The organism is Zhongshania sp., from assembly GCF_041623545.1.
Classification (GTDB): domain Bacteria; phylum Pseudomonadota; class Gammaproteobacteria; order Pseudomonadales; family Spongiibacteraceae; genus Spongiibacter.
Genome location: NZ_JBFJWS010000053.1, coordinates 1 through 15,163 on the forward strand (window position 1 = coordinate 1; position 15,163 = coordinate 15,163).

Annotated in this window: 13 protein-coding genes; 1 reads left to right on the plus strand and 12 read right to left on the minus strand. The window is 48.2% G+C overall.

Annotated features, from left to right (window positions below; all coding sequences use genetic code 11):
• The 9 genes from pgl to ABYT30_RS07820 all read right to left on the minus strand — a co-directional run.
• Positions 1–560: 6-phosphogluconolactonase (pgl, locus tag ABYT30_RS07780; protein ID WP_373095889.1), on the minus strand; the 560-nt coding region annotated here is incomplete at its 3' end.
• Positions 561–565: 5 nt separating this feature from the next.
• Positions 566–2,035 (minus strand): glucose-6-phosphate dehydrogenase, encoded by a 1,470-nt coding sequence (zwf, locus tag ABYT30_RS07785; RefSeq protein WP_373095870.1) that lies wholly within the window; start codon positions 2,033–2,035, stop codon positions 566–568.
• 76 nt (positions 2,036–2,111) lie between these two features.
• Positions 2,112–3,938: a phosphogluconate dehydratase gene (gene edd / locus ABYT30_RS07790; RefSeq protein WP_373095872.1), complete on the minus strand. Its 1,827-nt coding sequence runs from the start codon at positions 3,936–3,938 to the stop codon at positions 2,112–2,114.
• A gap of 145 nt (positions 3,939–4,083) precedes the next feature.
• Positions 4,084–5,742 (minus strand): glucose-6-phosphate isomerase, encoded by a 1,659-nt coding sequence (gene pgi / locus ABYT30_RS07795; protein ID WP_373095874.1) that lies wholly within the window; start codon positions 5,740–5,742, stop codon positions 4,084–4,086.
• Positions 5,743–5,814: 72 nt separating this feature from the next.
• A complete protein-coding gene (locus ABYT30_RS07800; protein ID WP_373095875.1) occupies positions 5,815–6,735 on the minus strand; it encodes a carbohydrate kinase in 921 nt (306 codons plus the stop codon).
• Positions 6,735–8,279: a mannitol dehydrogenase family protein gene (locus ABYT30_RS07805; protein ID WP_373095877.1), complete on the minus strand. Its 1,545-nt coding sequence runs from the start codon at positions 8,277–8,279 to the stop codon at positions 6,735–6,737. The genes ABYT30_RS07800 and ABYT30_RS07805 overlap by 1 nt, the downstream gene beginning before the upstream one ends.
• 74 nt (positions 8,280–8,353) lie before the next feature.
• The gene (locus ABYT30_RS07810; RefSeq protein ID WP_373095879.1) at positions 8,354–10,069 is read right to left on the minus strand and encodes a cytosine permease; all 1,716 of its coding nucleotides are present in this window, start codon (positions 10,067–10,069) and stop codon (positions 8,354–8,356) included.
• A 155-nt stretch (positions 10,070–10,224) separates the two neighbouring features.
• Complete coding sequence (locus ABYT30_RS07815; RefSeq protein ID WP_373095881.1) at positions 10,225–11,190, minus strand: sugar-binding transcriptional regulator; 966 nt, start codon at positions 11,188–11,190, stop codon at positions 10,225–10,227.
• Positions 11,191–11,242: 52 nt separating this feature from the next.
• Complete coding sequence (locus ABYT30_RS07820; RefSeq protein ID WP_373095883.1) at positions 11,243–11,911, minus strand: HAD family hydrolase; 669 nt, start codon at positions 11,909–11,911, stop codon at positions 11,243–11,245.
• Positions 11,912–12,416: 505 nt separating this feature from the next.
• On the opposite strand from ABYT30_RS07820, the gene ABYT30_RS07825 reads away from it, so the two are divergent.
• The gene (locus ABYT30_RS07825; protein ID WP_373095885.1) at positions 12,417–13,688 is read left to right on the plus strand and encodes a hypothetical protein; all 1,272 of its coding nucleotides are present in this window, start codon (positions 12,417–12,419) and stop codon (positions 13,686–13,688) included.
• 67 nt (positions 13,689–13,755) lie between these two features.
• On the opposite strand, the gene ABYT30_RS07830 is transcribed toward ABYT30_RS07825, so the two are convergent.
• From ABYT30_RS07830 to ABYT30_RS07840, 3 genes are all read right to left on the minus strand, one after another.
• Complete coding sequence (locus tag ABYT30_RS07830; protein ID WP_373083612.1) at positions 13,756–14,037, minus strand: cytochrome C oxidase subunit IV family protein; 282 nt, start codon at positions 14,035–14,037, stop codon at positions 13,756–13,758.
• 7 nt (positions 14,038–14,044) lie between these two features.
• Positions 14,045–14,641, minus strand: a complete 597-nt coding sequence (locus ABYT30_RS07835) for a cytochrome c oxidase subunit 3 (protein ID WP_373083611.1) — start codon at positions 14,639–14,641, stop codon at positions 14,045–14,047.
• 41 nt (positions 14,642–14,682) lie between these two features.
• On the minus strand, positions 14,683–15,163 hold a 481-nt coding region (locus ABYT30_RS07840; RefSeq protein WP_373095887.1), incomplete at its 5' end, for a hypothetical protein.

The window sequence follows — 15,163 nt, forward strand, 5'->3', positions numbered from 1 at the left end:
GACAACAAATAAGGTAGGGTTAAACTCATGCGTTCAGTATGCGCACCGGTCACCGCACTCGGTATTGCATGTATTACCGCGCAGCGTGTGGCACATGCAGGTGATATTGCTTGCGCCAAGCCGTCGGCATGAGGAAAGAGCGATGCCGTATGGCCGTCACTGCCCATACCCAACACGCACACATCCACCTCCGCGGGCAGCAGCTCATAGCGCGCCTCACAACTGGAGAGCCCGGCCTCGGCCGAGTCAGCCGCCGTTTTCATTCCAATAAAATTCGCTGCCGCCGCATACCCAATTAACAGGGAACGACGAATAAACGCCTCATTACTCGCCAAATGGTCTCGGGACACCCAACGCTCATCGACAAGCGCCACCGTGACCTTAGACCAATCAAGCTCGCGCAGGGCAAGTGCCTCGTAAACGGCTTGCGGGCTGCTGCCGCCAGAAACCAAAAAACTTGCGCTGCCTCGTTTGCTAATTGCGTCGCACAGCAAATCACAAATGCGATCAACGAGCGTCGACACCAAAGCCTGACGAGTATCAAAGCAGCACTCTGTCATCGACGTCACCGCTGCTCTCCGGCGTTAAACCACTTAAAGCCATCTTCGGCGAGCAGTTCATCTGATTCCTCCGGCCCCCAGCTTCCAGCCCGATAAAGGTGAGGTTCCTGCGCCCCTGACTGCCAAGCGTCAATAATAGGGTCAATCCACGCCCAGGCATGGGCCACCTCGTCGCGGTGAATAAACAAACTGGAATTGGCTGACACCGCATCTAAAATCAAACGCTTGTAGGCATCACTTTTAAATTTCTTATACGTGTCAGAAAAATTCAGGTTTAACGTGGCCGGTTGCAGACGCATGTCCAAGGTGTCTAGATCCTTGGCCATCATTGTTAGCTGAATACTTTCTTCAGGCTGCAGTCGAATCACCAAGCGATTAGGGGCCAAGCTACCTGCGTCGCGATCGTAAACTCGGTGTGAAACTTCTTTATATTGGATGACAATCTCGGCACAGCGCTGCTTCATACGCTTACCAGTACGCAAATAAAATGGCACTCGCGCCCAGCGCCAATTGTCGACATAGGCACGCAGAGCTACAAAGGTTTCGGTATTACTCTGGGCCGCAGCTAATTCTTCTAGATAGCCCGGCACTAACTTGCCTTTATGATTACCGGCAACGTATTGGCCCCGCACCGTATGTCGTTTTACATCGTCACCACGCATTGGTCGCAACGACTCCAATACTTTAACTTTTTCAGCGCGAATGCTGCTGGCTTTCATTTTGTGGGGCGATTCCATTGCCACCAAGCACAGCAACTGAAGCAGATGATTTTGCACCATATCCCGCAGCGCACCGGCTTCGTTATAAAAGCCTGCGCGACCTTCCAAGCCAACTGTTTCAGAAATGCTAATCTGAACATGATCAATAGACTTGGCGTCCCACAGCTGCTCAAAAATCACGTTGGTGAAGCGCAGCGCCATTAAGTTTTGAACGGTTTCTTTACCCAGATAATGATCAATTCGGTAAATAGCCGATTCATCAAAGTAGCGAGCAATCTCCTCATTGATCGCGTTAGCGGTATCAGCGTTGTAGCCCAGCGGTTTTTCCACCACCACACGACTATGCTCATCGACCAAATGATACTTTGATAAGTGCTGGCAGCAAACGCCAAAAATAGCCGGCGGAATCGCTAAATAATAGACACGCACCCGCTGACTATATTCGTTTAATAACTCCGCCATTGCCTCCCACAGCGAGCCCGACGCAACAATATCAAGCTCGACAGGATTCACATGCCCCATAAATGCCTGGGCAAGTTCGGCCTTGTATTCCCCTTCAGCTAAATGTTCTTGCAAGGCTTCATCGGCACGCTGCAGATACGCAGACTGCTCCTGACTATTTCGACAACAGGGAATCACTCTGGCGCTCGCGGGTATTTTTCCCTCGCAAAAACTGCGGTACAGCGCGGGGATCAGCTTGCGAAAAGCGAGGTCACCCGCGCCGCCAAAAATGACAATATCAAAGGGCTCTGTCATACCACTTCCTAATTATTTGCGATCACGCGCCAACGGAGCGGGATTGATCTGAGAAGCTCTCTTTACCAGCGAGCAACTACACATCCATTACCGACGCGCCGTGTTCAGCATCGCTCACTAATTTTCTAAAACAAGAGAATAGTTCCCGGCCCATGCCCTCTTGATGGCCACCAGCATAGATCGCGACAGGCTGTTCTAACACCGCCTCATCAAGCACCCGCAGAATACTGCGCTCAGCGTCAAATTCGATCATATCGCCATCGCGCAAGCGCGCTATCGGGCCACCATCAAGTGCCTCTGGACTTAAATGAATAGCCGCAGGCACCTTACCCGACGCCCCCGACATTCGCCCATCTGTTACCAGCGCAACTTTGTAGCCGCGATCCTGCAACACCCCCAGCAAGGGGGTCAGTTTATGAAGTTCAGGCATGCCGTTCGCTTTTGGGCCTTGAAAACGCACAACCGCGATAAAGTCGCGATTAAGATCACCGGAATCAAACCGCGCCTTCATTTCGTCTTGGTCATTAAAAATAACGGCTGGCGCCGTCAATACCCGATACTCAGGTTTGACTGCCGAGGTCTTAATTACCGAGCGACCAAGATTCCCCTGCATCAAACGCAGGCCGCCTTCTTTACTAAAGGGCTTGGCGACGCTGGCAATAATCTCGGGATCAAGACTAACAGCCGGCCCCGTTCGCCACACCAATTCACCGTCATCGCCAAGAAAAGGTTCCTCACAATAACGCTGCATCCCACCCTCACCGGCGACGGTACCCACATCATTGTGCAGCAGGCCATTGTCCAACAACTCTTTAATCAGTAGTGGCATACCACCGGCGGCCTGAAAATGATTTACATCGGCCAGCCCATTGGGATATATCCGGCACAACAAGGGAACCACCTCAGACAGCTCCGCCATGTCTTGCCAATTAATAATCACCCCCGCAGCGCGAGCAATGGCCACCAAGTGAATCGTGTGATTCGTGGAGCCGCCGGTTGCTAACAGGCCAATAATGCCATTGATAATGCTCTTCTCATCGATCATTTCACCCAGTGGCATAAAATCAGGGGATAACGGCGACAGTTTATTCAGCGTGGCAACCGCAGCTCTGGTCATTGCTTCGCGCATCGGCGTGCCGGGATTAATGAAGGAGCTGCCCGGCAACTGCATCCCCATGATTTCCATCAGCATTTGGTTGCTATTGGCCGTACCATAAAAAGTACACGTGCCGGCGCTGTGATAAGATTCACTTTCCGCCTTGAGCAATTCCGCGCGTCCCACTTTACCTTCTGCGTAAAGCTGACGAATCCGACTTTTCTCCGCATTTGGTAAGCCCGATTCCATTGGCCCGGCGGGGACAAACAAGCACGGCAAATGGCCAAAGGCCAGCGCGCCAATGGCCAAGCCCGGCACAATTTTATCGCAGACGCCTAGGCATAAAACGCCATCAAACATATCGTGGGAAAGGGCAACGCCAGCGGCCATCGCAATATTGTCGCGACTAAAGAGGGATAACTCCATGCCTTCACGACCTTGAGTTACACCGTCGCACATGGCCGGCACGCCACCAGCAAATTGCGCGACAGCACCGAGCTCCCTAGCCGCCGCTTTAATCTGCGCGGGATAGTCTTGAAATGGTTGGTGGGCCGATAACATGTCATTGTAAGCGGAGACAATAGCGAAATTGGCGGCGCGATCTATTGCTAGCGCCGACTTATCGTGAGTATCTGAAGCAGCAAAACCGTGGGCCAAATTCCCACAGGACAGATGACTACGAGATACACCGGGGCGATGAGCGCGGCGAATTTTCTCGAGATAGGCTTGCCGACTCGTTCCACTACGCTCGATTACTGCTTGAGTAACCTTATTAATAACTTCGTTAAGCACCTTATTTGCCCCCAATCACTTTGCCTTACGCTGCCGCAATCCGAGACTGCGCTAACGATATTTTAACTAAGTTACCACAAATGCAGATTATATCCACCAAAACAGACGTTTTATGTAATTTTATTACAGATTTATCCTCCAGCCCCCACATCCCCTACCATTAGCCCCCTCCCCGAAGGCGCACCAACAAGGCGTTCGTCGAGGGGTCGTGAGGCACTGCTGTCGCGGTATCATCTCGCATCTCACTCAATATCTGCGACGCAAGTTGCTTACCTAACTCAACGCCCCATTGATCAAAGGAGTTAAGCCCCCAAATTACCCCTTGGCAGAATACCTTATGCTCGTAGAGCGCAATCAAGCTGCCTAATACCTTTGGGCACAATCTCGGGAGAATCAAAAAATTACTCGGTCGATTGCCCGGCATGGATTTATGCGCGACCAACAAATCCTCCTGCGCCGGCGAGAGAGAAGATTCTGCCAACTCATCTCGGACCTGCTGTTCAGATTTTCCGCACATCAATGCCTCAGCTTGGGCCACCGCGTTAGCGACGAGTATTTGGTGCTGATCGACATGCTCCGGCGACTCGCATTCCCTCGCCACAAGAAAATCACAGGGGATCAAGTCCACCCCCTGATGAATTAACTGGTAAAAGGCATGTTGGCCATTAGTGCCTGGCTCTCCCCAAATTACCGGCCCACTTGCCCAACTCACCGCTGTTCCGTCCTTTTTAAGCGACTTGCCGTTACTCTCCATATCCAACTGCTGCAAATAAGCAGGCAGCCGAGCCAAGCGCTGACTATAGGGCAGCACTGTATGACTTTGTGAATTAAAGAACTGACGATACCAAACGCCAAGTACCGCTAAAATGACAGGCATATTGTCTTTAAGGGGCGCAGAGCGGAAATGAGCATCCATTTCTTCAGCACCTGCCAATAGCTCGTCAAAGCCTTCTGGACCAATTGCCATTGCAATCGGCAGCCCAACCGCAGACCAAAGCGAATAGCGTCCACCCACCCAGTCCCAGAAACAAAATATGTGCTCTTCTTTATATCCAAGTGCCTTGGCCGCATTGGGACGCGCGGTGACCGCAAGCATATGCCGCTGCCAACGACTATCGTCCTCAGCCATAGCCAAGCCAGCCAGCAACCAACGTTTTGCCATAACGGCATTCGTTAAGGTTTCCTGAGTCGTGAATGTTTTTGACGCAACAATAAACAAAGTGCAGGCAGGATCTAACTTCGCCAAGATATCACTTATCTGGACTGGGTCGACATTAGAAACAAAGTGCAACTTAGGGCCATTGCAACCATAGGGGGCTAAAGCTTGCGTCACCATCGCCGGCCCGAGATCTGAACCACCAATGCCGATATTCACAACATCGCTAATCACCTGGCCAGTTGCCCCGCGCCACTCACCGCTGCGCACCGCACGCGCACAATCAACTATTCGCTGGCGCTGTTCACGTATGCCGGGCATAACATCGGCACCGTCGGCCCAAATCGAATCGGGACCACGATAACGCAGCGCCGTATGCAATACGGCTCGATCTTCGGTGTTGTTAATAGGCTGCCCGGTAAACATCGCATCCCGCGCGGCACCTAAGCCTGAAGCCGCAGCCAGTTCAATAAGATGATCTAATGCTGCCTCATCAATGCGATTTTTAGAGTAGTCGAGAAACAATGTAGCTGCAGACAACGAGTATCGGGTAACACGCAGCGGGTCCTGAGCAAATAGATCTCGCATATGTATGGTTTGCAGGCGCGCGAAATCTTGTTGAAGCACCGGTAAAAAATGACTATTTGAAAAAGAAGCAGACATAAGGATAATTTCCTGCGACATGATATTTAGACAAAACTGATTGTTATTAGTCAGTGATCACAGCCCTTGCCATTAAATAGGATTCATAAACGCCTGAATATCATGTAGTGATATTTCGGGTGTTGCCCCCTGATTCTGAGCAACCAACGCACCAACAGCGCAGGCGAAATCGACCGCATATTGCGTATCTTCAGTATTACATAACTGATAAATTAAAGACCCTAAGAATGAGTCTCCCGCTCCAACGGTATCCACTACATTAATCATATAGCCTGAATTGTAGTAGTATTTATCAGCTACTTTAAGAACGGCGCCGTGGCGGCCCTTGGTAACACAAATATTAGAGGTTGCTGTTTTATTCGCTATAAACTCAATATTCTGCTCTAGGGAGTTAAACTTGGAGCCCATTGCCCCGGCTATCTCGAACAACTCATCGTCATTTAGTTTTATAAAATCAGCTGCCTTCATCAGCGCTACGAGACTCTCAAGGGAGTAGTGTGGCTTTCGTAAGTTAACGTCAAAAACATTAAACTTAGAAAGTTCAATCAGCTTCCGCAAGGTGTTCAAGGAAACCTCACTGCGCGCGACCAAACTGCCATATACAAATATATCTGACGATGCAACGCGCTCGATAAGCTTCGGGCTTAGTTCGATATTATCCCAAGCCGTATCAACAGCAATCTCATAGGTCGCCGATCCGCCCTTATCTAAGCTAACTTCAACGGTACTTGTTTTTTTGCTCGCATTGACTAACACAAAGCCATTGTCTAAGCCGCGCTCTCTTATGTCCTCTAGCAACTCGCTACCTAATACATCGGCACCGACGGCGCTCAATATCTCCGCATTTACGCCGAGCGACTTCAAGCGAAGGCAAACATTGAGGGGCGCTCCACCTAAGCGCTTTCCGCTGGGGAAATAATCCCAAAGTACCTCGCCAAAGCAGCTTACAATTGGCTCTTGGGAAGATTTATCGCCTAAAATCATTCTCGACATTAGATCACCTCTTCCGCTACTAGCTTGCGCTTTTCGGCGAGCGCGCGATTCATAATGTCCCGTATGTCGCTTGATGATGCATACAAAGAATCAATAGCTTTAGTATAAGGCTGAGAAAATTTGTCGGCCTCCACTAGATTGCCAAACAAATGGCGGTTTCTCAAAAAGGATAGCTTATCTTCGCTTGTTTTTTGCGCATAAGCCGCCAACTCTTCTGCCATGGCATCTTGAATGTTAATTGCGCGCTGGTCTTGATTAACCCTTTTGTCACTGTAATAGCACCACGCTGCAACAACCAAAATCCCAAGCGACGAATCACGCCCTTTTTCTATATTCTCGATAATTGATGAAAGTAAAAATTTAGGTAGCTTTGCAGAACTCTCCGAACAAATTCGAACAAGACTATCTTTAATATTAGGGTTCGCAAAGCGCTCAATTAGCGTATCTTTGTAGTCATTCAAGACAGCGCCGTCTAAATCAGGCAACAAAGGCGTTACTTCAAAATCCATAAAAGCACGCAAATACTGGGAGAAAATCAAATCTGATACGGTTTCATCTATTGTTTCATAGCCATATATGGAACCCAGCAATCCCAATACTGAATGCCCGGCGTTTAATAATCTGATTTTCATTTTCTCAAATGGCGTAACGTCCCCAACAAATTGGGCCCCGACCAAATCCCAGTTCGGCCGGCCGCAGCAAAAATTGTCTTCTATAACCCATTGCGAAAATGACTCACAAGTAATTGGCCACTTATCAATTATCTGAAAAGTGCTTTCGACATATTCAATATCTGACTTGCTTGTTACCGGCGTTATGCGATCCACCATGGCATTAGGAAAAGCAACATGCTCTTCGATCCATTGACTTAGACTAGGATCCTGCTGCGCAGCCAGCGCCGTTATCATTTTTCGGGTTATCTCGCCGTTGTGCTGAATATTGTCACAAGATTGAATAGTGAATGACCCCTCGCCGCTCACCATACGAGTTTTGAGTGCAGCAGTGATATATCCAAACGCAGTTATTGGGTCATCGGGATGCTGGATATCATGTCGGACATCTTCGTTATCGAAATCCAATTCACCCGTTTCCGGATGAATGTGGTAGCCCCCTTCAGTAATGCTTAGCGAAACTATTTTGGTATCGCTATGGGCCAACTTTGCAATTACTTTTTGCTTATCTTCCGGCGCGAAAATAAAGTCAATCATCGACCCGATAATTTTATTGTCGATTGCCCCGTTAGGATGACGTACTACCAAAGAGTAGAGATAGTCTTGTTTTACAAGTATGTCCCGTAATTCGCGATTGCACTCCAGCAAACCAATGCCGCAGATTCCCCACTCCTCAGAACCCGGCGTCTTTAATAGCTCATTCAGGTAAGCGGCCTGATGGGAGCGATGAAAGCCGCCAACACCAATATGAACGATTCCCGCTTTAAGCCGGCTGCGATCATACGCCGGAACATCGATATGGCGAGGTAAGTTTGCTAGTACTGACGAGTTCAACAAGCTCTTATGCACTTGTTTATGCGGTGCAGTATTCATATTCTACGCTCTACAAATAAGTTGATAACCGATAATAAAAAGTATTTTGACTAAGCTTAATATCGCTAAACACATTAACTATTAAGCTTCTTCTGTCGTCGCAAAGCGGTGTATGCGCTAACAAAATAGAAAACAGTAAAGATGAAACAATAGGTTTCAAATTGAGATTTATTGAGGCTGTATATTTCCATATTAGTGCTGAAGAACATTACCTGACAGGCGAATCCGGCAATAATAAGCAGCGAGATTAAGGAGATACCGTTTAATACTTTGCTGACGACACTGGTGTCAGCGACGAAATCCTGATCGTGAACGGCTTGTGCGTCCTGAAATTCCACTATCTGCTGTTGTTCCAGCTCTTCGGCCGCAATCTCTTCACTATAGCTTTTGTCGGCGCCGTACTTTCTCGCTAATAAGGTATAAGTGACAATTGTGAACAGCCACGTCGGGATAAACAAATAGTAGAACGACATGACATCTAGGGCGTTCAATCCAAAACCGAAAATCAGTGCTAAAGCCCAAGATCCAATGGCCGGAACGCTTCGCGAAATATTTTGGTACTTTGCCCAATAGCGAGTTAATCCAATCTTGGGAAACAAGACATGTTCAGCAAACACGATCCCACCCACCGGGACTACCAAAAGTCCGGTATATGTCAAAAGCGGTAACATTTGCGAGAACACAAAGGGGAAACAAGCAATAATGACGGTAACAACGCCAACTACCGCCGTGGTTTTCTCTCTAGAATGATTAACAAAGATGGATTGCGCAGCCAAACCAGCTCGATACAAATTTGCATTCGCCGTAGTCCACCCGGCAACAATGATAATCACAAAGCCGGTTAATCCCAGCGCATGGTAGGCGACGTCGCCTGGGTCCAAGGTTGTAATAGTTGTCTTCAAAATAACCGCCGCACCGGCCCCCATAATCCCGGCAGAAATCCAAGCAATATAATGCCCGAAAAACATACCAACACCGGACAACAAGCCGTAACGCTTACGTTTGGCAAAACGAAATATTGCCATGTCGATAAGGCCAAAGTGGGTAATTGAATTCGCCGCCCAAGCAAACCCGATTACCTCGAGCAATCCAATCCCCTTCTCACCGCTGCCAGTGAAGCCTGTCCATATAGAACTATCGCCTATCGCAACAAAATCGGACCAATTAGTGAGCGTAGTATCTCCCAGCACATGGAACGACAAACCTGGAAATAAGTTAAATGAACCAGCAATGAAAATGACAAATAGCCACGGCGCACAAATCTTTGAGAAATCAGCGACAGTTGAAAAGCCGTACATTGCAACGAGTACAACAATCGACCCCATTGCAATAACAATTAGAACAAACCAAAAGCTACTGGGATACCAGTTGAGCTGTGCGGGTATATTAAACAGAAACCGAACTGCTGTGGACGATACCGTTATCATCGCCGCGGATATCACTGAAAAAATAGCGACATTCGCCCAGTTATAAAGCTTTGTCATCGAGTGGCCGGCGATCTTGTTTAAATAATTGTATAAACTCAAGCGAGTTTCTACGGCAATGGGTGCCGTCAACAACCACCACGAACACATTGCCAGCAGGTTACCAATCAGTAGGCCAAGTAATATATCTTTCGTTGCTGCGCCTAAGGCGACGAACGTTGCCCCGATAACAAACTCAGTTGCGGCGACGTGTTCACCAGCATACAAACCGGCGAAATGTTTCCAACCATGTAGTTTGCTATTTGCTACTGGTAGCTGCTCTTCATTGACGTCACTAAAGGTATTATTAACTTGATGACCGGCCATTTTATGCATTCCTATTTATCAATTATCATCATCGCAGAACTTGGGTGTGAGATAATTTTTATGATAAAAATCGAAAATTCTAGATGAGTAATTATTATGCCAATTAACATTAACCAACTCCTTGGCAAATCTAGTAAATCGATCTCCCGATACGACTACTTCGACGCCAGTTTAAGCAGTGCTCTGGCCGTGTACTCATTCGTCACTAGGGAATTGATCAACTTCCCTCTCAGAGCAGCGAGAATAGCGATAACTTTGTCTTCTCCGGCAGCAATCCCATAAACTGGCTTTGCTGCGTTTACCGTTATTGGTGCACTTACCACTCTTTTATTCGTTTCGTTTTTGAGAAGCCGGCCATTGACGTCATACAGCCAACTAATAATTTCACCTTTTGCACCATCAGTGATAACGACATCTAATTCGTCGTCATTGATGAAGCCATCTATAAACAGAGGCGAGCTCGCCGTAATCTGGCCTATACCAACAAAAGTTACGTCTGCTTGCTCAACTAAACTGAGTATGCTTTTTACCGGCTGCAAACTATGGAGCATCTTCTTTTCTTGCACAGATGACGCAATGACCGGTAGCGGCATTGGGTAATGTATGGCATTCACACGATTAGCCATAGACACAACGGTATCAAAAGCCGAGGCGGCGCCGTCAGACTTCATATTCCCCAACATAGATACGATCTTATGGTTGGGGCACTGCATGGTCGGCAACTCATCGATACAGGCCTTTAAAGCCCGCCCAGTGCCTAAGGCGATAATTTTCGGTGTATCTGATTTGAGATAGCGCTCTAATATCGCAGCGCCACACTGGGCAAGGCCGTGATTAGCGTTGGGGGACGCGCCGTCGCTTGGAACAACTTCACAGTTGAGCAAAGCGAATTTTTCCTTTAGCTCTTGCGCTAATGCCATACATTGCGCGATCGGATGGTCCAAGCGGACCTTCACCAGGCCCTCAGTAACCGCAAGTGCAACTAAGCGCTGCGCTGATTGTCGGGAAACGTCTAACTTTTGCGCAATTTCGTCTTGCGTATTTTTGGCTACGTAGTATAGCCATGCTGCGCGGGCAGCATCGTCTAAACGTTTCAGCTCGGAATTCGATTTATTATCCATCGCAATACCCTAATAATTATTGTTTTACTTACATTTATCTAATGCAGGTCAATCATTCAGCTTCTGGCAGCAATTCCACTAGCGCGGCCCAGCTATCCAGTACTGGGACCTGCGGAAATTCATCTGATACCTGTGATACAGCGCCGCTAATATGGCGACCACCGGTGTAGTGAATAACCTGCATGCCTGCTGCGATCGCCGCGGCAACACCGGCACGACTATCCTCTATTACTAAGCACTCGCTTGGCGCTACCCCCATCTTTGCGGCAGCGTACTGAAACAAATCTGGCGCGGGCTTACCCCGCGTCACGTCCTCGGCAGTAAAAACCGTGGCGGTAAAAAATCCTGCTAAACCGCTGATGCGAAGTGCTTCACTGGTGCGCTCGCGGCTACTACTTGTCGCTAAGCAAAACTTCAGTTTAAGCGCAGACAGTAAAGCTTTGATACCTTGTGTAGGCTGTAATTCCTGACGAAATTGCTCAAGCAAAGCAGCGCGATACTCGGCCTCAAACCCCTCGGGCAAACTGACACTAAAATTGGCAAATACTTTTTCTGTAACAGACTTAAAGCTATACCCGAGAAAATGACGCTGAACATACCCCATATCGATATCGACACTCAGCTCACGTAATTTTTTAATTAATACCGTGGCACTAATTATTTCGCTATCAATTAGCACGCCATCGCAGTCGAAAATAATCAGCTTTATATTTTTATTCATTGCTACACCTCTAACTTTCCCCATCAAGACCATCACAAGTTCAATGTTGCTACGATGAATAAAGCTCGCCAGACAACGCTATCTGTTACCGCCATAGCGCCAGTTTTCTTTGCCTGCGGCTTAATGGGCAAAAGCTCATTGAGTGGGCACATTCTCACAATTATTTGCTAATGTCAATTGCTGCCTGGTCGCGATTCAGCAATTTTCAACTTTTTATAAGACCGAGGCTCTATCCCCGCCCGCCAACACGAGAGAGCATCCATCGCAAAGATAATGTAATAAGTAATTGATTTTTAAATGAAAAATTGTTCATTAACGTAAAAATTCGAGCTTGAAGGACTACATAACTTGACGGCAAACCAGTGCTCTGGGAATATGCCCGCTTATAGGGCTATTGCTCAATAAGATTAGTTCGACAGGGATATGACGACAATAGCGCACTAGAGCAGTACCACATGACAATAATCAGACCTGCATAGCCAGGCAAAACAACAAGGTAATTACCATGATAAGAAAACCCGTAAACCAATTCGCCCGCGGTCTCCTGACCCTAGGAATTTGCTATATAGCACTGGCAAGCCCGACATCGGCTGCTGAATTTCTCGACGAGAGAATTCAAGCAAAATTAATGCTTATGCAGGGCTTTCAAGCAATAGAAGCTAATCGAGGTGCGTTTGAGGAGCCTAATACCGATATGGCACCAGGCTTCCAACGACTGCGCTTTAATATCGAGTTAGCGATAAAAATTCACGACTACGTTACGGCTTATGTCGACCTTGGCGAAGAACCAAATGATTTTGGCACTGACGACCAGTATGAAATTTCACAAGATTTGGGATACATAGATCTCGATGTTCTCGGACTAACAGGAAGCAAGCTACAGAATCAAAACTGGCTACTTCGGGCCGGGAACATTGTCTCCACGGTATTTGAGTACCGCGGCTATTCCGACGGCGCAGCGGTACAAAGCAATCCGCTAATAGGCAATTCCCCGATCGATTTTGTGACGGCGGAATCCGGGATACAAAGCTTGTGGTCAAAAACGATGTCGGACTCAGTCGTCACAAAAGTTAATGCAGACATTGGCCTGACCGTACCTACGTTCTTTGAAGACTATAATGGCGATCGCGGTTTCAACACCTTCGGACGCCTGTCCTTTAATACGGAATTCGGTTTAGATTTTGGGCTCGGCTGGTTTACCAGCAGTTTAGGCGACCAAGTCGCTAAGCGAGCCTTCGCTGATGTTCAGACTGCGGGCTTAATCCAAGGAGACGGTGATAACTATAATTTTACCGGGTCCGGTGCAAGTTCCCGCGACACTCACATCGGTCTGCTGCCGGGACTCAATGCAAGAATCTTACAAATCAATGCGCAATACCACGTCAGCCCAAGCACAATCTTCAGAGCCTGGGCAGGTATCGCTAAAGACGACTTCAGCTTCGTCGATAGCAATGGCGAACAGACCGTCGCAAGCCAAGCCACTGCCTATCGCAAGACCCCAAGCGAAATAAACTACTACGTCATTGAGGCAACGCAATACATCTCTGCCAATCGCTTTTACATCGCATCACGCTATAGCTCGGCCACTAACGAAAGTAGAAATATTTCTGGTACCAAAGACCTCAGCCGTATTCAGCTAGGTCTAGGGTGGTGGCTAACAGATAAAACACTGTTCAAAGCGGAGTATGTAAAGCAAGCCGAAGGGAGCGCTTCCGCTGGCCAAATTGGATCAGATTGGGATGGCCTAAGCGCTGAGTTATCTGTGGTTTTCGACTAAGGTCTACTAGGGCTTATGCGCTAATGGTCACAATAAAAATCACTAGCGCCGATGACCAGCCGTCGAATTAAAGGACAAAGTAAATACCCAACGCGCAGCCCGTCAAAGCTAACAGCCAAATATTGCAAAAAAGACGTATATATTTCGGCGTCGTTGCCGGCTTTACCTCCATAAAGTCACGCATGATGATGTAGCATTTCAATGTGGCGGCAGCGACTACCAGCAAGGTAACCTTAGCGTTCAGCATTAGCGGGCTACCCGCCGGCTCGCTGACTAGCCAGCCCAAGAGGGTAAGAATGACCAGCGCCAACCATGACATTGCCAAGCGCTTACTTGATGTCGTTTCCATGCCTGCATTACCTCAGCATATAGAGAAAGGCCAAAATCAAAACCCACAGAAGGTCCACCATATGCCAATAAGTCGCACCGGTTTCCACTAGTCGATGATCGGCAACGCCTTTCTTTAATCGCGCGACCACAATCTGCAGCACCGCCAGACCAAAGACCAAGTGAATTAGGTGAATACCTGTTAGCACGTAATAAAAGCCAAAGAAATCATTACTGGTAAATGTGTAACCCGCTTTGATTTCCTTTGACCACTCGAATACTTTCAACGCCGCGAAAATAAAACCAGAAAGCATCGTCAACCGGACCAAGCTTAGCGCTTTAGCGGCATTACCTTCTCGCGCTGCGAGCGCCGCCCACGCCACAAACCACGAGCCAGTAATCAGCACGATTGTATTGATTATGCCGAGGTTGATATCGAGGTGCTGCTGAGCATCAAGGAAGCCCTGCTTATCCCATGCCCTTTGCACCAAGTAGATGACAAAATAGGCGGAAAAAATCAGGAAGTCGCCGAGCACAAAAAGCCACATGGCCTTTTCGCCGGGGACATCTTCTTTATCGGCCCAGAACTCCTCAACGTGAGATTCTGACGCAGCAGATAGACTCATATATGCTCCTAAGGGCAAACCGCAGCGACGCGGATGCATTATTAATCGGGGTACGCCATCCCCGGCGGCTGCCGGTTTATCGTCCTAAACAGCTGAATGAGAATGGCATTCTGCCAGACGACAAACACCGCTGTGTCGACCCAGAAGCTGATTGCGCCGTCCCACGCGAAGGCGCCGTCTCTGAAGAAAAAGACTGGCACCGCCACAAACTCGGTAACCAGATTCCAAATTGACACATAGGCAAACCAACGCGGAAAAATTTTATTTTTATCAAGTAGAATTGCGGCAATCAGTGGGATATACGCAGTAACAAAACAGCCCAGCGACCCGACAAAAGTAAGGAACGTCATGTCATAGAGCGTCACCAAGAGCTCAGGAGACCGTTCCGGTCGCAAAGCACCCGCCAACATTGCGACCCCGGGCAGTAGCAAGCCAGGGGTAACTCCGACGGTTTGGGCAAATAAAAATGCATAAGCGAAGGTTTTACCGTGGGTCGTTCGCTTGAGATGAACGGTCATCAGC